Annotated in this window: 22 protein-coding genes, 1 pseudogene and 1 riboswitch; of the genes and pseudogenes, 3 read left to right on the forward strand and 20 right to left on the reverse strand. The window is 30.0% G+C overall.

Annotated elements, in window-relative coordinates:
* From RWN11_RS01800 to RWN11_RS01835, 8 genes are read right to left on the reverse strand one after another with little or no spacing between them, the layout of a single operon-like run.
* On the reverse strand, positions 1 to 720 hold the full coding sequence (locus RWN11_RS01800; protein ID WP_314160091.1) for a methyltransferase domain-containing protein: 720 nt from the start codon (positions 718 to 720) through the stop codon (positions 1 to 3).
* A 1-nt stretch (position 721) separates the two neighbouring features.
* Positions 722 to 1,060: a ribosome silencing factor gene (rsfS, locus tag RWN11_RS01805; RefSeq protein ID WP_004264102.1), complete on the reverse strand. Its 339-nt coding sequence runs from the start codon at positions 1,058 to 1,060 to the stop codon at positions 722 to 724.
* A gap of 20 nt (positions 1,061 to 1,080) precedes the next feature.
* Entirely contained in the window at positions 1,081 to 1,950 is an 870-nt protein-coding gene (gene yqeK / locus RWN11_RS01810; protein ID WP_314160092.1) for a bis(5'-nucleosyl)-tetraphosphatase (symmetrical) YqeK, read from the reverse strand.
* A complete protein-coding gene (nadD, locus tag RWN11_RS01815; RefSeq protein ID WP_314160093.1) occupies positions 1,925 to 2,533 on the reverse strand; it encodes a nicotinate (nicotinamide) nucleotide adenylyltransferase in 609 nt (202 codons plus the stop codon). Before nadD ends, yqeK begins: the two co-directional genes overlap by 26 nt.
* A gap of 1 nt (position 2,534) precedes the next feature.
* A complete protein-coding gene (gene yhbY / locus RWN11_RS01820) occupies positions 2,535 to 2,834 on the reverse strand; it encodes a ribosome assembly RNA-binding protein YhbY (protein ID WP_003147122.1) in 300 nt (99 codons plus the stop codon).
* A gap of 19 nt (positions 2,835 to 2,853) precedes the next feature.
* The gene (gene yqeH / locus RWN11_RS01825; protein WP_314160094.1) at positions 2,854 to 3,972 is read right to left on the reverse strand and encodes a ribosome biogenesis GTPase YqeH; all 1,119 of its coding nucleotides are present in this window, start codon (positions 3,970 to 3,972) and stop codon (positions 2,854 to 2,856) included.
* Complete coding sequence (locus RWN11_RS01830) at positions 3,965 to 4,537, reverse strand: YqeG family HAD IIIA-type phosphatase (protein WP_314160095.1); 573 nt, start codon at positions 4,535 to 4,537, stop codon at positions 3,965 to 3,967. The genes yqeH and RWN11_RS01830 overlap by 8 nt, the downstream gene beginning before the upstream one ends.
* Positions 4,538 to 4,554: 17 nt before the next feature.
* Positions 4,555 to 5,331, reverse strand: coding sequence for a phosphatidylserine decarboxylase (locus RWN11_RS01835; RefSeq protein ID WP_314160096.1), 777 nt, complete (start codon positions 5,329 to 5,331; stop codon positions 4,555 to 4,557).
* A 406-nt stretch (positions 5,332 to 5,737) separates the two neighbouring features.
* Here RWN11_RS01835 and RWN11_RS08260 point away from each other — a divergent pair.
* A pseudogene (locus RWN11_RS08260) lies at positions 5,738 to 5,824 on the forward strand (TetR family transcriptional regulator); the annotation flags it as partial.
* A gap of 12 nt (positions 5,825 to 5,836) precedes the next feature.
* Entirely contained in the window at positions 5,837 to 6,286 is a 450-nt protein-coding gene (locus RWN11_RS01840; RefSeq protein WP_314160097.1) for a hypothetical protein, read from the forward strand.
* Positions 6,287 to 6,338: 52 nt separating this feature from the next.
* Here RWN11_RS01840 and RWN11_RS01845 read toward each other — a convergent pair whose 3' ends face one another.
* The 6 genes from RWN11_RS01845 to RWN11_RS01870 form a co-directional block, all read right to left on the reverse strand.
* Positions 6,339 to 6,710, reverse strand: coding sequence for a protozoan/cyanobacterial protein, globin family (locus RWN11_RS01845; RefSeq protein ID WP_314160098.1), 372 nt, complete (start codon positions 6,708 to 6,710; stop codon positions 6,339 to 6,341).
* A 155-nt stretch (positions 6,711 to 6,865) separates the two neighbouring features.
* Positions 6,866 to 8,047: a methionine adenosyltransferase gene (metK, locus tag RWN11_RS01850; RefSeq protein WP_314160099.1), complete on the reverse strand. Its 1,182-nt coding sequence runs from the start codon at positions 8,045 to 8,047 to the stop codon at positions 6,866 to 6,868.
* 116 nt (positions 8,048 to 8,163) lie between these two features.
* Positions 8,164 to 8,266, reverse strand: a riboswitch (SAM riboswitch).
* An 84-nt stretch (positions 8,267 to 8,350) separates the two neighbouring features.
* Positions 8,351 to 8,842: a PH domain-containing protein gene (locus tag RWN11_RS01855; protein WP_314160100.1), complete on the reverse strand. Its 492-nt coding sequence runs from the start codon at positions 8,840 to 8,842 to the stop codon at positions 8,351 to 8,353.
* A complete protein-coding gene (locus RWN11_RS01860; RefSeq protein ID WP_314160101.1) occupies positions 8,835 to 10,340 on the reverse strand; it encodes a PH domain-containing protein in 1,506 nt (501 codons plus the stop codon). Before RWN11_RS01860 ends, RWN11_RS01855 begins: the two co-directional genes overlap by 8 nt.
* Positions 10,327 to 10,830: a hypothetical protein gene (locus RWN11_RS01865; protein WP_314160102.1), complete on the reverse strand. Its 504-nt coding sequence runs from the start codon at positions 10,828 to 10,830 to the stop codon at positions 10,327 to 10,329. The genes RWN11_RS01860 and RWN11_RS01865 overlap by 14 nt, the downstream gene beginning before the upstream one ends.
* Positions 10,831 to 10,849: 19 nt before the next feature.
* Positions 10,850 to 11,479 carry an MBL fold metallo-hydrolase gene (locus RWN11_RS01870; RefSeq protein ID WP_314160103.1) on the reverse strand — a complete coding sequence of 210 codons (630 nt, stop codon included), beginning with the start codon at positions 11,477 to 11,479 and terminating at the stop codon, positions 10,850 to 10,852.
* 372 nt (positions 11,480 to 11,851) lie between these two features.
* On the opposite strand from RWN11_RS01870, the gene RWN11_RS01875 reads away from it, so the two are divergent.
* Entirely contained in the window at positions 11,852 to 13,000 is a 1,149-nt protein-coding gene (locus tag RWN11_RS01875) for an MFS transporter (protein ID WP_314160104.1), read from the forward strand.
* 52 nt (positions 13,001 to 13,052) lie between these two features.
* On the opposite strand, the gene srtB is transcribed toward RWN11_RS01875, so the two are convergent.
* The 6 genes from srtB to RWN11_RS01905 form a co-directional block, all read right to left on the reverse strand.
* Complete coding sequence (gene srtB / locus RWN11_RS01880) at positions 13,053 to 13,904, reverse strand: class B sortase, LPKTxAVK-specific (protein ID WP_314160105.1); 852 nt, start codon at positions 13,902 to 13,904, stop codon at positions 13,053 to 13,055.
* Positions 13,905 to 14,215: 311 nt separating this feature from the next.
* Positions 14,216 to 15,367: a pyruvate kinase gene (locus RWN11_RS01885; protein WP_314160107.1), complete on the reverse strand. Its 1,152-nt coding sequence runs from the start codon at positions 15,365 to 15,367 to the stop codon at positions 14,216 to 14,218.
* Between the two features lie 303 nt (positions 15,368 to 15,670).
* Entirely contained in the window at positions 15,671 to 16,678 is a 1,008-nt protein-coding gene (gene dusB, locus RWN11_RS01890) for a tRNA dihydrouridine synthase DusB (RefSeq protein WP_314160108.1), read from the reverse strand.
* Between the two features lie 16 nt (positions 16,679 to 16,694).
* Complete coding sequence (gene folK / locus RWN11_RS01895) at positions 16,695 to 17,168, reverse strand: 2-amino-4-hydroxy-6-hydroxymethyldihydropteridine diphosphokinase (RefSeq protein ID WP_314160109.1); 474 nt, start codon at positions 17,166 to 17,168, stop codon at positions 16,695 to 16,697.
* Entirely contained in the window at positions 17,168 to 17,548 is a 381-nt protein-coding gene (gene folB, locus RWN11_RS01900; RefSeq protein WP_314160110.1) for a dihydroneopterin aldolase, read from the reverse strand. Before folB ends, folK begins: the two co-directional genes overlap by 1 nt.
* 378 nt (positions 17,549 to 17,926) lie before the next feature.
* On the reverse strand, positions 17,927 to 18,750 hold an 824-nt coding region (locus tag RWN11_RS01905), incomplete at its 5' end, for an LPXTG cell wall anchor domain-containing protein (RefSeq protein ID WP_314160113.1).

The following is an 18,750-nucleotide window of genomic DNA, read 5'->3' on the forward strand; positions in this document are numbered from 1 at the left end:
CTACTTCTCCAAAACAAAAATTATTCTATCTGATTCAGCATATTTTTTATTGTTTTTATCAAAATCACAGAAATAATCTTTAACTTTAAATCCAATATTTTTAACTTCAGCAAGAACACTTTCAATTTCGTAAGTTCTTTGCGAGTGAAACTGTTCTAGTTTTTTATATAAACCATTGTTTTCTTTTATAAAGAACGACAGTTCACTCTCCACTTCCAGAGGATTTTCTGTTTCATATGTAAACCACAGATAACTAATTTCCTCATCTTCATAACCGAAAACTTGTTTTTCTAACATATCCGTAACTTTTTTGGGAGTGTGGATATCAAATATAAATTTTCCACCTTCTCTTAAAGATGAGTACACTTCTTTTAATCCTAGTTTAAACTCTTCAAAATCCGATAAATAATTAAATACATCAAATGCGCTTAATACAAAATCAAATTCCATATTTAACGATGAAATTTCTAATAAATCCATCGCAAAATAATTACAACCAGGAATTTTTTCACTAGCTATCGCTAACATTTGTTCACTATTGTCTACTGCAAATACTTCTCCATATTTTTTTAGAGTTGGTAGCATTGCACCACTACCACAACCTAAATCAAGAACTAGAAGATTTTCTCTATCTTCTAATTCTTGATCAATAATATTTTTATAAGCATCGTAGTCGACATCCATCAGTTTATCATAAACAATACTTAAATTTTCGTACATATTATACACCTTTTATAGGATATTTCTCAAATAGTGCATCTAATTCATAGTATTCTCTATCGTCACGAGTCATAATGTTTACTACAACATCACCTAAGTCCATAAGAATCCATTTAGCTTCTCTTAGACCTTCTGTGCTATGAATTTCTCCACCATTTTCTAATACTTGTTCTCTTACTTCTTGTGCAATTGCTTCTACTTGTCTGTTTGTAGGTGCGTGACAAATTACAGAATAGTCATATAACACTCCTGCTTGAGTTAAATCATAAGCAACGATATCATAACCATGTTTATCATCACATGCATCTACAACAACTTTTAATAAGTTTTCTACTTCCATTTTCATCCTCTTTCTTTATTTTATTTTTTTATAATATGGAACATTACCACATAAAGTACATCATCTTCTGGGTATCTTTTAGCTAGTTTATCGATTAATTCATCTAGAGTAACACCATAATATTTAGCATAACGTTCTGTTAAAGTATCTCTTGTTACAGGTTTAACTAAATCAACTTCTAATGTGGCAAACACTGTATCAGGATCTTCATAAGTCGTAGCTTCTAATAAATCACCCTTTTTGAAGTGAGCCTCACTCTTATTTCTAATCGTAATTGTTTTTTCATCAGTTAAAATTTTATCTTTATTTTTTTCTTTAAACCCAACACGGTAGTTTTTAATATTATAATAGTTATAACACTCTAGTAATGATGGATAAATTCTTTCATCATTATCGATTAAATAAACTAACGTATACTTAGCAGCAAGTCTTACCGCTTCATCTAAGTCATACTGAGATACTTCTGTAACCTCAGCTAAATGTGGGTGTTTCCTTTGTGGATCAGTATAGTCAGCTATGAAGATTATTTTCTCTAATAATGTCATGTGCTTTCTACCGAATGTGTGGTTAGCAACAGCAAGTTTAACTTCTTCATCTGCTATACCAAATTCTTCTTCGATAAATGCACTTGCTACAGGTCCGTGAAGAACTTCTACTGGATAGTCTAATAGTTTTCCATCTAAATTATGTAAAATTACATATTTTTTCATTAATACTTCATCCATCGGTTTACAAACATCATGCACTAATGCTGCTAATGCTGCTCTTTCTTCGTTTGCTCCATGAACTTTTGCTAAATGTTTCGCTACTTCCACAACTCTTAATGTGTGTTCGTATCTTTTTTCTGGTAATATTTCTTTCACTTTATTTTGAATTTCTTGATATTCCATATAAACTCAACTCCTCTATATATGACCTACACTCATCCGTAATCATATACTTAATACTTTTCTTGTTTTTTAAATTTTTCCTAATTAAACTAGAACTTATCTCAATTATCGGTGATTTCATAATCTCGTAATTAATAGATTCATAAAAAGCATCCCCTTCTACTACTTTATATAAATCCTCTTCATCACGAGCAACAAAAATAAATGTTACAAGTTTTGATAGTTCTCCTATATTATACCATTTTTTTAAGTCTTTGGCTCTATCTGTTCCAATAATAAAATAGATTTTTTTATTTTTATACAATTCACTAAAATACTTAACGGTATTATAACTATAACTTACAGCCTCATTTGATATTTCATAGTCACTTACTTCAAACTTTAGGTTACCTTTAGTACTTAATTTTGTCATTTCAAATCTATTTTTATCACTAGCTTCTAGTTTTCTACCTTTTAATGGCGTAATATACGAAGGAATAAAAATAACTTTTTCTAAATCATAAGTATCCAGTGCAGTTTCGGCTGTAATTAAATGACCAATATGAATCGGATCAAAACTACCACCATAAAGCGCAATTGACATCTTATTTCACCAACTCAATTTTTCTATACTTTTCTTTAGAACTTTGTTTATATAATACAATAGTATGTCCAATTACTTGAACTAATTCAGATGAAGTACGTTCTGATAAAATTTTTGCAACTTCATCTTTATCTTCCTCACAGTTTTGTAAAATACTTACTTTCAATAATTCACGTTTTTCCAATGCATCTCTAATTCCTTGAATCATATCACTATTTACACCTGATTTCCCTACCTGGAAAATTGGCGATAAATGATGAGCTAATGCTCTTAATTGTCTTTTTTGTTTTCCTTTTAACATCTTATCCTCTTTTCTTTTACTATATTATCGATTCACGTACAAATACTTCGATTTCTTCTGGTACATGAATATCAATCTTGCATCCACTATCGCTGTTAACAGTAATCCATCCTAATCCAGAAATCACAATATCCATCTTTCTACTGTCAATAGTGAAACTTTTCTTAACTTGATTGTTGAAAATAGAAATATTATCTTCAAACGGTGGTTTTAATAATGTTCCCAAGTGCTTTTTAAATAATTGATCTGCATTACTTAATTTTGTACGATGGATTTCTACTAAATTAGATGCATATAATGTGAAACTTTGACGCTCACCTTCTACAAAATCCATTCGAGCCATACCACCAAAGAATAAACTTTGCTTAGCATTTAACTGGAATACGCGAGCCTTAATCTCTTTTTTAGGCATTACTAATTTTAAACTTTGCGCATCAAGATAATGAGCTATATCATAATTCAGAATAATACCTGGTGTATCGTAAATACTAGTAGCACGGTCTAAAGGTATCTCTATCATTCCTAATGTTGTGCCCGGGAAATGAGAAGTTGTAATAACATTCTTATCCCCTGTTGTAAGCTCAATAAGTTTATTAATAAATGTAGATTTACCAACATTCGTAGCTCCTACTATATAAACATCCTTGCCTCTGCGAAGTTCATCTATACGACTTGCAGCTTCTTCAACACCTTGATTTTTTATCGCACTAATTAGAAGAATATCTATAACTTTTATCCCCTTAGCTTTTAGCATTTTAAATAACCACTGTTTAACTTTATTAGGTTTAACAGATTTAGGTAATAAATCTAACTTATTAGCTACAAGTACGATATCTTTATTGTTTCCTACAATATCAACCACATCTTCAATCCAACTTCCAGAAAAGTCAAAAATATCTACTACTTTTACTATTAATGCATCTTTTTTTGATAATGTTTTGATAAGTTGATAAAAATCTTCAGCTCCTAGTTGCACATCAGATACTTCATTATAGTTTTTTAACCTGAAACATCTTTTACAAACAAGATTGCCATCAATACTTTTTTCTACCACACTCTTCGGCAAATAACCCTGTTTGTTCTGGTCTTCGCTCTGAATCTCAACTCCACAACCAATACAATAAACTTTATTACTCAATATTGCCTCCATTTTCTTTCTTATGTTTTAATCTATATCCTACTTTTTTCATTTTAGGAAATTTCTTTCTTCTTGTTAAATTTTGAATTATCAATGCTTCAAAAAATCTATTAATTCTAGTTTTAAATGCATCCGTCTTAGAAATTGGTTTAACTAAAACACTCATAGCTCCAAAACTTTTAGCTCCTAGTACATCTGTTAGTACTTGATCTCCTAATATAATAGCTTCTTCTGGTTTCCTATTTAACTTTTTCAATGCTCTTTTGAAACCAATTGTTAGAGGTTTTTTAGCTCCAGCTACATATTGAAGATTTAATTTTTTACAGAATTCTTCAACACGTTCTTCTGTATTATTAGAGACAACAATAATATCAAAACCAGCTTTTTTCATCTTCTTTAGCCATTTATTTAATTCTTTAGTATCTTTCTTACTATCCCATGATATTAAAGTATTATCTAAATCTGAAATAATAACTTTTTTGTTGTGCATATTCATATACTCAACATCAATAAACTCATACTTTTCTATAAAATCATCTGGTGAAAAATATCTTTTTAGTACCATTTTCTTTTACCAATAGCCTATAAAATAGTAGCTATTTTCTCTCCCATCTTGATTTCTTTATTCTCTAAGTTTTCCTCTAAGATTACGTTATCTTTTTCAAACAGTAATACTACTGTTGAACCAAACTCAAAGTACCCTAACTCTTCCCCTTTTTTCACATAAATACTCTCATACGTCGGAATTATAGAATTAACATTTTGGGCTCCTACAGGAATTAATGTATAATTTATTTTCCCATTAAGTCTATATACTTGTCTGTAGTTATAGCTTAATATATTATCTCCTAATTCTAAACCAAGATTATTAACTGGATAAGAATATTTACCAAGACTATATGCATCCTTTACCTGACTATTCATAGGAAAGTGAATACGGTGATAATTCTTTGGACTTAGATATATTATCATATATGTACCATCTTTATATTTGTCTGCTAATTCACTATCTCCTACCAAAGTTTGAACATTATAAACTTGATTTTTCACAACAAATGTACTGTCTTCGCCTATAACACCTATTTCTGAAATAACACCATCAGTAGGACTTACTAGTGAGTCTTCATCCTGATTAATTGGACGAGCATCTGGGCGTAACTTTCTAATAAAAAATTCATTTAAATTTTTAAAATCATCAATTTCATCTAAAATTTCATCAGTATTAATATCATATACCTTAGCGAAAGGTTGAATCATTAATCGACTTAGATTAGATTTTGTTAATTTTTTTAGAGCTTTTGAACTCATATTTCCATTAGTTAATTCAACACAAAGTTGAAACATTTTCTTTTTTAACATACCAGTCTCCTTATTGAATATCATGTTATATTTTACTATAAAAGTCCATTAAATACAAATATTGCAAAGAAGAACCTTTAAAATAATCATAATTATCGCGCACTACATAGAACTTTTGATTTACCATAAATTATTATACTATAATTTTTATATTATTACATTTTCCCCAAATTATAATTATATCAATATTTTATTTCTATACGTTATCATTGCTTATAATATAACATTTGTATATTCAAGTAAAATAAAAAATTTTTGTTATACAATATTGATTTTAGTATCATAAAATTGTATAATAAAATTATAAAGATAAAGCAAGGGAGTGAATGACATGACGTTAAATAATAAAGTAAAAGAAAACATTATTTTAACAACTGTCCAAAACGTTTGAACTAAGGGCTATTCTCTGACAAGTGTTCAGGATATCATAAAAAAAGCTAAAGCCCCTAAAGGAAGCGTATATTACTATTTTCCAAAAGGAAAAGATGAGATTTATCTAGAAGCTTTGGATAAAATCAACAGCAATGTAAAAAAAGAGTTTAAAACAATTTCTCCTAAGTTAGGGACTTTAGAGGAGTATTTAACAACTGTCTTTGATCTTTTTATATCAAAAGGTAAAGCATGTAAACGTAGTGGTTTTTCTCTTACATTATTAGCGATGGAGACTGCAGAACTTTCTCCAATAATCGCTGAAAAATGTAGTGATATATTAGAAAATTGGCGTTTACTTCTTGCTGATGGACTATTTGATAGAAATCTACCAGAAGATGTTTGTAATCCCGTTAGTGAATGGTTATTCACTAGTATTCAAGGAGCATTAACTGCCAACAGAATACATAAGGATGAAGCATTCCTTTACAATATAAAATCTTCAATAAAATTTGTTTCTACTACTTCTCCTGAAACACTTAGAGAAATATTCTCTAGATCAGATGAAGATGAAGTTGTCGCATAAATAATAACCTCTCTACTGATTTTATTAATTTCAGTAGAGAGGTATTAATATTTTAAATTGTATTTATCATTTGCATTGTTAAAGAATTAATTTTTTGACTAAAGAATTTTTTAATTGCAGGGTCTATATCTATTCTGTCCAGCGCCAGTTCAAAGTCCTCAAGCCAATATTTTGCTTCTTTTATCGAAATAGGCAGTTTCATATGTTTTTTTCTAAGATCTGGTGTAGCAAAGATTGAATGACCTGGTTGCCCTAAGAATAATCTGAAAAATCGTTTTTGCTCTATTTTAATTTTATCAAATCCATCATTAAATAAAAGATTAATTCTATCGTCATTAGGTATAATATCGTCATACATATGCATAACTAACTCATCAATCTTCTCTTCTCCTATTTGTTCATATAGGTTCATAATTACCTCCACAATTTATACATATTTTATTCACTTTTTGTCCTTAATTATATTAAACTACATAAAAGATTTTTTTGCAATTAAAAGACTTTCACAATGCATAAAAATCTAACTTCCAATAATTAAAAAGCGTAAATTAGGTTTATCCCAATCTACGCTTTAATAATCTATTTTAATAATTTTTTAAATGCTTCTACTTTGTCAGTTCTTTCCCAAGTGAATTCTACATCTTCACGTCCAAAGTGTCCGTAAGCTGCTGTTTTCTTGAAGATTGGTTTTCTTAAATCTAAAGTTTCGATAATTCCATTTGGTGTTAAACGGAATTCTTCTTTAATAGTTTTAACGATATCTCCTTCATCAACTTTTGATGTTCCAAATGTTTCTACAAAAATTGATACTGGATGCGCTACTCCAATTGCGTAAGCTAATTGTACTTCTGCTTTATCGCAGATACCACTTGCTACAATATTTTTGGCAATGTATCTAGCCATATAAGCTCCTGATCTATCTACTTTAGTTGCATCTTTACCACTAAATGCTCCCCCACCGTGACGAGAGAATCCACCGTATGTATCAACGATAATTTTACGTCCTGTAAGCCCAGCATCACCAACTGGTCCACCAATTACGAATCTTCCTGTTGGATTGATAAAGTATTTAGTATTTTCATCTAATAAATTTTTATCTAAACATGGCTCGATTACGTATTTTTTTATATCAGCATGGATTTGTTCTTGAGTTACATCTGCATCATGTTGTGTAGAAACTACGATAGTATCAATTCTATTAACTTTGTGGTTCACATCGTATTCGATTGTCACTTGCACTTTTCCATCTGGGCCTAAGTATGTAAGAGTTCCATTTTTTCTAACTTCTGCTAATTGTTTTGAAAGTTTTTGACTAAGGTAAATTGGTAGTGGCATAAATGTTGGTGTTTCGTTAGTTGCAAATCCGAACATAAGCCCTTGGTCTCCAGCACCTACTTCATTTTCTTCTTTTTGTTGTTTTGTTTCTAATGAATTATCAACTCCAAGTGCAATATCTGGAGATTGTTTATCTAAACCAACAAGTACTGAAATATGATCACCTGAGTACCCTTTATTAGGATCAGTGTAGCCAATTTCATTGATTGTGTCACGTACAATTTGTTGGAAGTCGACATTTGCTGTTGTAGAAACTTCTCCTACAAGTACTGCTAATCCTGTGTTTACACAAGTTTCACAAGCTACACGCCCGTATGGATCTTGTTCTAAAATCGCATCTAAAATCGCATCTGACACTTGGTCAGCGATTTTATCTGGATGTCCTTCTGTTACTGATTCTGATGTAAATAAATATGTTTTGCTCATTTCTTTCTCCTAAAATATTTTTGTCTGATATTAATACAAATCTCCTCTAGAGCCTTAATATCTTTTTAATTATAAAAATAAAAGACCTTATCTTATAGACAAGGTCTTAATTCATTACCTCATCGTTCAAAGTAAACTTTGCTAAGGAAAGCACCTTAATCAATTGATTAGGTTGCTGGAGTTCAACGGGCCTTATCCCTCACTCACTCTTGATAAGTATTTATATTTCTTTTATCAGCATAATTGATTTTAATATACTTTTTCTAATTTGTCAAACGATAAAGTAAAAATGATATAGTAAAATCAATATTCAATATTGTATTTACTTCTTTCACTAAGAATTTTTTCTTTTAACTTCTCCGCTTCTTCAATAGGCAGACAATCAATCGATAATTTGCTATATATTCCAGTTACTTGTATATTAGCCAGTTTAAACTTATTTAAGATAGGTCCCGTATTTACAGTAACATCTTGAATAGTGTTATATGGTAAAGTTTTTTTACTCTTGAAAAATACTCCTTCAACTTCCGACACTCCCATATCATCTATCTCATAAGAATAATTTCTAATTACTAAAGGCGGAATAACTAAAGCTACTATAACATATATTGTTAATATCGCTAATATACCTAAACCAAGAAATTTATAATTTATTTCAGTTTTAAAATAGTCATATACACTTTTACCAATAACTGGTGATAAGAGAACTAGAGCATATATCCCAAAGTGTATTCTTATATATTGTACAGATCTCTGTGGTAAATTACACAATTTTTTTTCAAATATTCTACTCATGACCTACCTCCGAAACTATAAAATCTCTTTCTAATTTTTCTTTGTATCCTCTATCATAATATTTCAACTTAATATCTGAGTTTACCCCAATAGAATTTATTGATATATGAGCAAGATTTCTTTTATTCATAAAATAGTTCGTCCTACTATTAATTGTTCCTACTTTTTTTACTTTAATAAATTCTGTTATTATTGTCAATTGTCTCATAAACGTATTCTTAAAGTAATGTCTATCATAAGAAAGCTCGTTATATTTCAACATATAGTTTTTAACTAAAACACTATACGAAACTAAGATAAGATATAGAGCAAGCGAACTCAAAACTTTATACTCTAGCTTCAAATCAATATTAGCAAAGTACAATATTGCAAATACTATTATCGGTAAAAAACTACAATTAAACAGGCTCCAACGATACATTACCATCCTTGCTTTTCGTTGTATTTTCTCACTTTCTAAACTTTCATAGTGCTCTAAATCAATACCTAGATTATTTTTCACAAAATTTTGCGCAAAATCATTTTTTACTAGCGGTAAGACATCTATCGTAGATTTTTGCTCACTTAAATCTTCTGATACGTTATTAGTCAAGGTTTCAACAGATAATTTCGCAAGTCCGAAGAAACGATAACGCAAAGGATATATCAATTTTACACTTTGAATTCTGTCAATATCAATAACTAATGATTTTTTATTTAACAATCCATATTTACATAGTAAATTATTATCTTTTGTCGTAAGGATAAAGTTATAATATTTTACAATCGTATGAACAATTGATGCAATTACTACTAAAATCATAAATACCCCAATTATTATAAATATGGCTGTTATATTTCCCGCGACTGACTTAGCATTTTTTTGAAGAAGTTCGTCAAAATAAGCTTCATTGTCGAAGAGATATTTGAATACATCTCGAATCTTACCATTTAATGCTAATATCAACCCTAAAGCTGCAAAGAACCTAACCCTAAGCAATCCATAAAATGCAAGATCTTTAACAGATAATCTTAGTATTTCTTTTTGAGACTCCTGTACTTTTTCTTCTTGATCTGAAGCTATATCTTCAGATGCATCTTGTTTTAATTCTCTTAGTATATCAATTAAATTTAATGCGACTTCCTTCTTCAGAGGTTTTATCCTAATTTTACCTCCAACAAGATTAATATCCACCGAAAGCAGATTAAATGCTTGATACAATACGTTAGAACTCATGTCTATTGACTGGATATTTTCAAGATTTATATTTTTTGCTTCTTTATTTATTATTCCTTTTGTGTAAATTAGAGCACCATCGCGTACTTCATAACTTTTTAAGAAATAATCAAATATACCTATTACTATTAGTAGAAGAATCCCTGCCAAAACTAGTAAATAATATTTCAAACTCTGCTCTCTTAATGCCAGCACCATAAAAATACCAAACAATCTAAATCCAGTAATTACAGAATCCATAATAACCATAGGATGTACTCGACTTTTTTTAATATTCTTCATCTTTATACCTCCTATAATTAAGATTGTTTTCTAGTATAATTAACAATAGGTTTTCTAACTGTTCTACATCTTTTTTAGAAACATAAAAGCTTAATTTTTCTGAACCAGTGTTTATACTAATCTTGTAAATATTGAATTTTTTCGAGAATATATTTTGTTTAATTGTGTAATCTAGTATATTCCTAAGTGGTGCTACTTCCTCAAACTTAAAGAATGTATATATTAATGTTGAAGCTAGTTTAAAATGTTCATCTGTAATTTCAAAAAATGTATTGTACTCATACTTATCTCTTAACATTACAACTATTACATGATTTAAAAATACTAACCCTAATATTATCCATAGGATAATATAGATATCTACACCGAACACTTCTTCAAAACCGATAAGTTTAAAAATCACAGAAGCTACTACAACACATGTTAAACATATTGCCCAAATATTAAAGAAAAAATAATCAACGTATATTCTTCCTATATACTTTCTCATAAAATCCCTCCCTTTTTTATTAACAACCGATAAGATTTAGACCTCGTTCACGTTCAATCGTGGTTTCATCTCCATGACCTGGATATACTATTTTCGCACCATCAAGCTTAAATAATACATTTCCTAATGAATTTTTCAAGGCATCATAATCTGATCCATATAAATCATAACGACCAAAACCGCTTCTAAATAATGCATCTCCAACTACTACAAATTTACCAAAATCAAATGATACTCCGCCTGGAGAATGCCCTGGCGTTGGTAGAACTGTAAAACTTAAACCAGCAATTTCGTATTTTTTGTTTTCTTCAAATTCAAATTCTGCAGGATCAGTCATAGGCGGTCTTCTTAGACGGAACAATGTTGAACCGTTAAAATCCGGATTTTGTAACCAGTCACGTTCATGCCCTGAAATATATACAGGCACTCCGTAGTGTTTTCTGCACTCATCTAATGACATAATGTGATCAAAGTGAGCATGTGTTAATAATATCGCTTCAATTTTTACATTTAATTCATCTACGGCTTTTTGTATTCTATCGAAACCTTCACCTGGATCAACAATAACTCCTCGCCCATCTTTATATACTATATAGCAGTTTTCATCTACCATATCCATTACTATTCTTCTAATTTCTGCTTTTGCCATTTTCTCAAAACCTTTCCATAATTATTGTTATCTCTATTTTATCTTATAATTCTCCTATTAACAAGTATTGATTAGTAGTTTTCTTACTTTACTTATACTATTTCCTCTTCACTTGACCTTACTTAATATTTTTTTTATACTGGTATAGTATGATTTTCATAATAACTTGGGAGTGACTCAAAAATCATGATTTTGGAAAAATCGATTTTTTAGAGTCACCCCGCACATTTTATTAGATTTCTAAAAAGCTTTTATAAAGCGAATTTAGATATCAATAAACCACTACGTCTATGAGTTCTCATATGAACCTTGTTGAATTTTAGGACTTTTGAGACATCCCTATTAATTTTCTAAGAAAAAAGGAGATAAAACATGAAATTAAATTCATTCGCTAAGTTTTCATTACTTAGTATTTCAATTTTATTAATGTCACACCTTGCTATTTCTCCAGTAATTCCAAACTTATATAATTTTTATCATGCAAGTAACCCTAATATAGGTCTGGCTTCTGTAGAGAGTTTAGCTACAATACCTGCTATGATGATAACAATTTTTGTTCTTCTTAGTAACGGAGTTATTAAATTTATTGGTAAAAAAAATACAGTACTTCTTGGTCTATTACTAATATTTATCTTTGGTATTGTACCTGCCTTCACTACTAACTTCAAAGTTGTTTTAATTAGTAGACTTTTCCTTGGGGCTGGTATTGGATTATTTAATTCACTTTCTATTAGTATGATAAGTGACTTCTTTGATGAAAATTACCGTGGTACTATGATTGGACTGAGAACTGCATTCTTAAATATTGGTAAAGCATTGACTACATTTATTTCTGGATATTTATTAATCTACGGTATTCAATATACATTTTTAGTTTATGCGCTAGCTCTTCCTATACTTATAATTTTCCTATTGTTTGTGCCTAATGCCGAAAATGTAAATAATAAAAAAGCTAGTATTAAATTCCACAAAGAGACTATCATTCTAACTCTTTTAACATTTTTAGTGGGAATTTCGTACATGGGAGCAACTATTAAAATCCCTACTCTACTAGCAGAAAAATATCACTACCAACCAGATGTAGCTAGAAATCTATTAACGATTCTTGCTTTAAGTGGTATTCTTTCAGGAATTATCTTCGGTATTCTTGTTAAGAAATTTAAAAATCTAACTTTACCAATTATGTTAAGTTTCATGACAATTGGAAGTGTGTTATTTGCTTTAACAAATAATATTGTTATATTCTATATCGCAGCTATCTTTATAGGAATCAGTTTTGTTGGAACGATGTCATTTAACTTCTTCTATATTTCTAACAAGTTAGAAAATAAATTCATCAACTTTGCGACAAGTATAATTTTAGTTGGTGGTAATATCGGTGTAATTCTAACTCCAGTAGTACTTACAAAAATACCTGAAGCTCTACACTTAGAAAAATATACAACACCATTTTTCATAACTACTACACTAATGTTAATTTCTACATTAGTTAGTTACGCAATTTTAAGAAACAAAAAATAATATAAACTAAAAAAAGCACAACGCAGAATTTTTTACGTTGTGCCTTTTATTATTAACTATTTAATAATTCTTTATTTTTTTCTAAGAATTCTTTTAATTCTTTATCTGGAACCTGTCTAGCTAATACTAATGTTCTTAGTGATACATCATCTAAACGACAAGTAGCAAATACTGTCATATTATCTTCACCTGATATCTTGGTATTCTCTAGCCAGTTTCTTGCACCATCTTTAAACATATTAATAAAAATTTCCTTCTTATCAGCAGTTGTTGGTATCTGATAAAGATTAGTATCTTCATGAACCACTTTAACTCCTGTTACTTCATAATAGTATTTTCTCTCAGGTGTTTCCATAACTACAACTCTATGACTGTCAAAATAATCTTTTTTAGCAAACCAGTTCATATTGTTGAATACTCTTGTATCTAATGTTATCTTCTTCTCCTCAATTCCTGCACGAGCATGTCCGAATACCCATTTTACATCGCCTTGGTCTAATCCAGGTTTATTTTCAAAATCCATAAAAACTGCACCAAGTAAGTGAGCTGGTCTATTATTTATATCATATTCCAAATATTTTGAATTATTAGTAGTTTGTAGTATTGGCTCTTTTAGAGAATCCTTACCATCTCCAGGAACATACATATAACCGATAACCTCATTATTTATTGCCTTTAATTCTTTAAATTTATTAGATAAATAATCTTTTTCAGCTTGATCTACTATATACTCATCTTTTTTCTTAGATTCCTGCGCTGAGTTTATCTTTTGCTCAACTCGAACTTGTGACTCATTAGATTTTGTATTCGTGTATTCATATAATCCAAATGCACCACCGACTGCAATTACAAGTAGTAAGACATACTTGACAATATTACTTAAAAGTGATTTATTGTTCTTCATAAAAATTTTCCTTTCTAAAATTTATACCTTCATATCAAAACTCCAAATTAAATTATATCATAGTTTTTACAAAATTTCTTCAAAATAATATCCATATAGTTACAAAAAAATATGTAAAGTTTCGCGTTTTAGAAAACTTTATAAAAAAGGAGTAACCGAAAATCGTGATTTCGAAGAAACAAGATTTTTGAGTCACCCTCGCTCAGTTTATTAGATATCAATAAACTACTGCGCCTATGAGTTCTCATATGAACTTTGTTAAATTCTAGGCCTTTTGGGCCAGCCCCTTGACTTTTAATAAATTGTCATTATTAAACTTTTTTTACATTTAAAAAATCAGTCGGTGGAACATTATCTTTTCCAAAATCTGGTTGTCCTGCAGTAATTAGAATATAATCCCCTTCTTTTGCTAAACCTGACTCCTTAGCGAATTTCGGTGCTAAACTTAGCATTTCCTCCATTGTTAAAGTTTTTTCTTCAATAAATGTTGTTACACCACGTGTTAAAGCTAACTTCCTTGCTTTTTGCTTAGATGGAACTACCGCTAAAATCTGAACTTTCGGTCTATATCTCGCGATAAATTTCGCTGTACTTCCTGATTTTGTATAAGTTACAATATTATTTACATCGATAGAATCTATTAAATATTTAGTAGATAATGATACTGCATGGGCAATATCCATCTTATGATTTTTATACTCATCGTCTTCATCTTCAAGAATTATATCTTGAGTTTCAATATAACTTATGATTTTATCAACTGTTTGTAGTGCCTCTTTTGGATAATTCCCTATAGCTGTTTCTTCTATTAACATGATAGCATCAACACCATCAATAATCGCATTCGCTACATCTGAGACCTCAGCACGTGTAGGTCTAGGATTATAAATCATAGAATGTAACATTTGAGTTGTTAAGATTACCTCTACAATTGCATCATTTGCTTTTCTTATAATTTCTTTTTGAATACTTGGTAAGTTTTGATATGGTAATTCCATACCAAGCTCATCCCTATTAATCATGATAGAATCGGCAAATTTTATAATTTCATCTATATTTTCATATGCCTCTTTACAGTCAATTTTTACGATTAATCCAATATCTTTTTTATCATTTGCATGTAAAATTTCTTTTACCTTTCTTATCTCATCAAGATTACTAACAAATGGACAGGCAACAAAATCCACATCATTTTGACAAGCGAAGTGGACAGTTTCTTCTTCTATTTTTATTAATTTATATTTACTTTCTGCATAAATATGATCTAAATCATAAATTATGGCAGTATTTATTCCTAATTTTTCTCTTAATTCTTTTACTTTATTAATTCTAGCTACACATTCATCTGTACTTCCATAATATGTATCAATCAATACAGCATCTGCACCTTTAGCGACGATTTCTTCTAATAGCTCTTCTGTGCTATTTCCTAAAGTTGCTATAATTTTCGCCTTTCTAGTCATATATAACTACCTCACCTTTTAAAACGTTTTCTTTTTCTTAATTATAACACATTGAATTACTATTTTCTAGATAATTTTTTAAGTTATTAAAGTTTAGAATATCAGTTATTATATTTTTATCTAATTGTTTTCTATTATGGTGCATTAATTAATTTAAAAATAATTCTCTTCTAATACAGTACACACCTTAATTTTCTTGATTCTAAAAAATAATAGAAAATATTATTATTATGAAAATTAAAAAGAGAAGAAAACATTAAATAATATCTTCTTCTCTAATATTACAAATAATAATTCAATACATTAAATAATTATTTCTTTTTTAGGAGTAGCAATTCCAGATTCAAGATAATCCAAGAATTCTCCGAATAGATTTTCCATTTCTGCATATGAGTTTAAAGTATTTAATTCTTTTTTAACTTTTGCTCCACCTTTAATCCCCTTCATGTAGTATGCAGCATGTTTTCTCATTTCATGTACGGCTACTCTTTCAGGTTTAATTTCCATAAGTCTTCTTAAGTGAAGTAGACAAACATCAATTTTTTCTCTTGGGCTTGGCTCATCTGTTAATTCACCAGTTTCTAGATATTTAACAGTACGATATAACATCCAAGGATTTCCTAGAGCTGCGCGTCCTATCATTACCGCATCACAATTAGTATCGTCTAACATCTTTTTCGCTAGTTCTGGTGAAGTTACATCCCCATTACCAATTACTGGAATTTTTAATTCTTTCTTTACATCACGAATAACATCCCAGTTAGCTTTACCACTGTACATTTGAACTTTTGTTCTTCCGTGGATAGCTATCGCACTAGCTCCTGCACGCTCTGCATTTCTAGCATTATCCATTATATAAATATGCTCATCATCCCATCCCATGCGCATTTTTACAGTTACAGGCTTAGAAACAGAGTCTACTAGTCGTGCAATTACTTCATATACCTTATCTGGATCAAGAAGTAATTTACTACCCGCATCAACTTTAGTAATCTTTGGTACTGGACATCCCATATTTAAGTCAATAATATCAGCTTCAGTGTTTTTATCAACATACTTTGCCGCTTCTACCAATGTGTCAATCTCCCCACCAAAAATTTGTAAACTTAGTGGACGCTCTCTTGGATCGATATATAGCATATTCATCGTTTTTTTATTGTTAAATAAAATAGCTTTATCACTTACCATCTCAGCACAAACTAATCCTGCCCCGAATTCTTTTGCTGTTAAACGGAACGCAGCATTACACACACCTGCCATAGGTGCTAAAACAACTCTATTTGGAATTTCTACTTCTCTAATTTTAAACATTCTTTATCCTTTCATTTTACAATTTTTCTTTATATACACTTATAGGTTCTGTTATTTTCTCTAATGATTCTTTTATATTTTTTCCGGCTATTTCTATAGTACCGTACATTTCTACTAAAGGAGCTAAAACAAAGTTTCTATCATGAATATATTTATGCGGAACAATTAATCTATCATCATTAAAAACTAAATCATCAAATATGATTATATCAATATCAATTGTCCTATTACCCCAGTGTTCCTTACGAACTCGACCTAATTCAAGTTCTATTTTTTGAATTGTATATAGCAGTTCATATGCTCCTAGCGAAGTTTCTACTTCTATGCACATATTTAAGAAGTTTTGATCAGCTACTCCACCCCATGCAGGTGTTTCATAAATACTGCTCTCTAAAATAATCTTAAGATTATTTTCTTCTATTTTTGCTAAAGCATCTTTTAAATACTGTTCCCTTGGTTCTATATTAGTTCCTAACGCTAGTATAATCATTATAAGTTATAAAACTCCTCACGTGACGTTTTTACTTCTACACCACATTTTTCGAAATGATATTTTATCGGTGCTCCTGGTTTATTAATTTTTAATTTTATATTGTCTATTTGAGGAAATTCAGTAAAAATATTTTTTAAAATTTCTCCAGCTAATCTTTCAAGCAAATTAAATGTATTAGTCGTAGCAGTTTTTACAACAACTTCTGCTATATCAGCATAACTAATACTATCCATCATTTCATCACTGAACATAGCATTCTTATAATTTAGCTCACATTCTATGTCAAAGATAAACTTCTGACCTAACTTATTCTCTTCTTCGAATAATCCGTGATTAGCAAATACTTCAAGATTATCAATAAATAACACTGTTTTCATGATTAATACCTCTCAATCATTATTTTGCTTAACTATAAAATTTTAACACATTTCGACTTTTTTCTCTAATGATTATACTTACTTCTAAAAAAAAGACTTGAAAATAATGATTTTATAAAATCTTATTCTCAAGTCTCTATAACGCACGTGGGAGTGACTCAAAAATCGTGATTTCGAAGAAATCGATTTTGTAGAGTTACCCCCGCACAGTTTATTAGATATCTAAAAAGCTTTTATAAAGCGAATTTAGATATCAATAAACCACTGCGTCTATGAGTTCTCATATACACTTTGTTAAAATTTAGGACTTTTGGGTCAGCCCCATAATACGTATATTTTTTACTTATAAACTATATTCCCTATTCACTTGTTAATTAATTATTTAGAAAGTTTACGTCTAACTGCAAGTCCAACTAAAGCAATCAATCCTAATCCTGCTACTTCTGTACTAGAAGAGTTCATACCTGTGTTTGGTAATACTTTTTCAGTTTTTGACTCAGCTTTTGATGCTGGAGCTTGTTCTGAAGTTGTTCCAGCAGATTTTGGCGCAGAGACTATAGTAAATGTACTGAAGTGATTTGTTCTGAATGTAAGTACTTCATTTGAGTAGTCGCTATCAACTTTTGTTAATGTATTGCCATCAACATGATATACTTCTAGTGTTCTACCTTTGCCAGCTGCTAAAGCTAGAGTAACTATACGTTCTTCACCTGTTGCTTTTAGTTCTTTACCGTCTTTTTCGAAGTGAAGTTCTAATGTTTTCACTACTTCTAGGTTAGGATTTAAGTCTTTTACTAATCCTTTAACTCTGTCAGCTTCAGCACCTGTAATTTCTTCAGCTACAAATTTAGCACCTTCAAATTTTGTATCAACGTAGTCAACCTTAACTGTTAGACCATCTGATAATGTAACAGATTGAGTTGCTAATTGAGTACCTGGTTTATCGGCAGGTTTGTCGGCTGGTGTTTCAGCGCCTGGAGTGCCTGGTAGAGTACCTGATGTCCCTGGTTGAGTTGGAGTAGTTGACTCTGATTTCTTACTAAAGTCGATTTGAACAACTACAGGATCGTGGTCAGACGCACGTCCGTGCTCTTCCATAAATGAAGCATTAATATGCACAGGAGAGAACACTACCTTATCCTTGATATTTTTAGAAATTAAAATATTATCTAAACTTTGGTTACTTCCACGGTAGAAGTATG

This window comes from uncultured Gemella sp. (assembly GCF_963519265.1).
In the GTDB taxonomy this organism is placed as follows: domain Bacteria; phylum Bacillota; class Bacilli; order Staphylococcales; family Gemellaceae; genus Gemella.

What these genes read in the sequence shown, in the direction of transcription:
- RWN11_RS01830 (WP_314160095.1), bottom strand. Translation starts at nt 4,537, where the DNA reads ATGGTACTAAAAAGATATTTTTCACCAGATGATTTTATAGAAAAGTAT.
- RWN11_RS01870 (WP_314160103.1), bottom strand. Translation starts at nt 11,479, where the DNA reads ATGGCAAAAGCAGAAATTAGAAGAATAGTAATGGATATGGTAGATGAA.
- rsfS (WP_004264102.1), bottom strand. Translation starts at nt 1,060, where the DNA reads ATGGAAGTAGAAAACTTATTAAAAGTTGTTGTAGATGCATGTGATGAT.
- RWN11_RS01835 (WP_314160096.1), bottom strand. Translation starts at nt 5,331, where the DNA reads ATGTTAAAAAAGAAAATGTTTCAACTTTGTGTTGAATTAACTAATGGA.
- metK (WP_314160099.1), bottom strand. Translation starts at nt 8,047, where the DNA reads ATGAGCAAAACATATTTATTTACATCAGAATCAGTAACAGAAGGACAT.
- RWN11_RS01855 (WP_314160100.1), bottom strand. Translation starts at nt 8,842, where the DNA reads ATGAGTAGAATATTTGAAAAAAAATTGTGTAATTTACCACAGAGATCT.
- RWN11_RS01865 (WP_314160102.1), bottom strand. Translation starts at nt 10,830, where the DNA reads ATGAGAAAGTATATAGGAAGAATATACGTTGATTATTTTTTCTTTAAT.
- RWN11_RS01800 (WP_314160091.1), bottom strand. Translation starts at nt 720, where the DNA reads ATGTACGAAAATTTAAGTATTGTTTATGATAAACTGATGGATGTCGAC.
- folB (WP_314160110.1), bottom strand. Translation starts at nt 17,548, where the DNA reads ATGAAAACAGTGTTATTTATTGATAATCTTGAAGTATTTGCTAATCAC.
- folK (WP_314160109.1), bottom strand. Translation starts at nt 17,168, where the DNA reads ATGATTATACTAGCGTTAGGAACTAATATAGAACCAAGGGAACAGTAT.
- dusB (WP_314160108.1), bottom strand. Translation starts at nt 16,678, where the DNA reads ATGTTTAAAATTAGAGAAGTAGAAATTCCAAATAGAGTTGTTTTAGCA.
- RWN11_RS01885 (WP_314160107.1), bottom strand. Translation starts at nt 15,367, where the DNA reads ATGACTAGAAAGGCGAAAATTATAGCAACTTTAGGAAATAGCACAGAA.
- yqeK (WP_314160092.1), bottom strand. Translation starts at nt 1,950, where the DNA reads ATGGAATATCAAGAAATTCAAAATAAAGTGAAAGAAATATTACCAGAA.
- nadD (WP_314160093.1), bottom strand. Translation starts at nt 2,533, where the DNA reads ATGTCAATTGCGCTTTATGGTGGTAGTTTTGATCCGATTCATATTGGT.
- yhbY (WP_003147122.1), bottom strand. Translation starts at nt 2,834, where the DNA reads ATGTTAAAAGGAAAACAAAAAAGACAATTAAGAGCATTAGCTCATCAT.
- srtB (WP_314160105.1), bottom strand. Translation starts at nt 13,904, where the DNA reads ATGAAGAACAATAAATCACTTTTAAGTAATATTGTCAAGTATGTCTTA.
- RWN11_RS01860 (WP_314160101.1), bottom strand. Translation starts at nt 10,340, where the DNA reads ATGAAGAATATTAAAAAAAGTCGAGTACATCCTATGGTTATTATGGAT.
- RWN11_RS01875 (WP_314160104.1), top strand. Translation starts at nt 11,852, where the DNA reads ATGAAATTAAATTCATTCGCTAAGTTTTCATTACTTAGTATTTCAATT.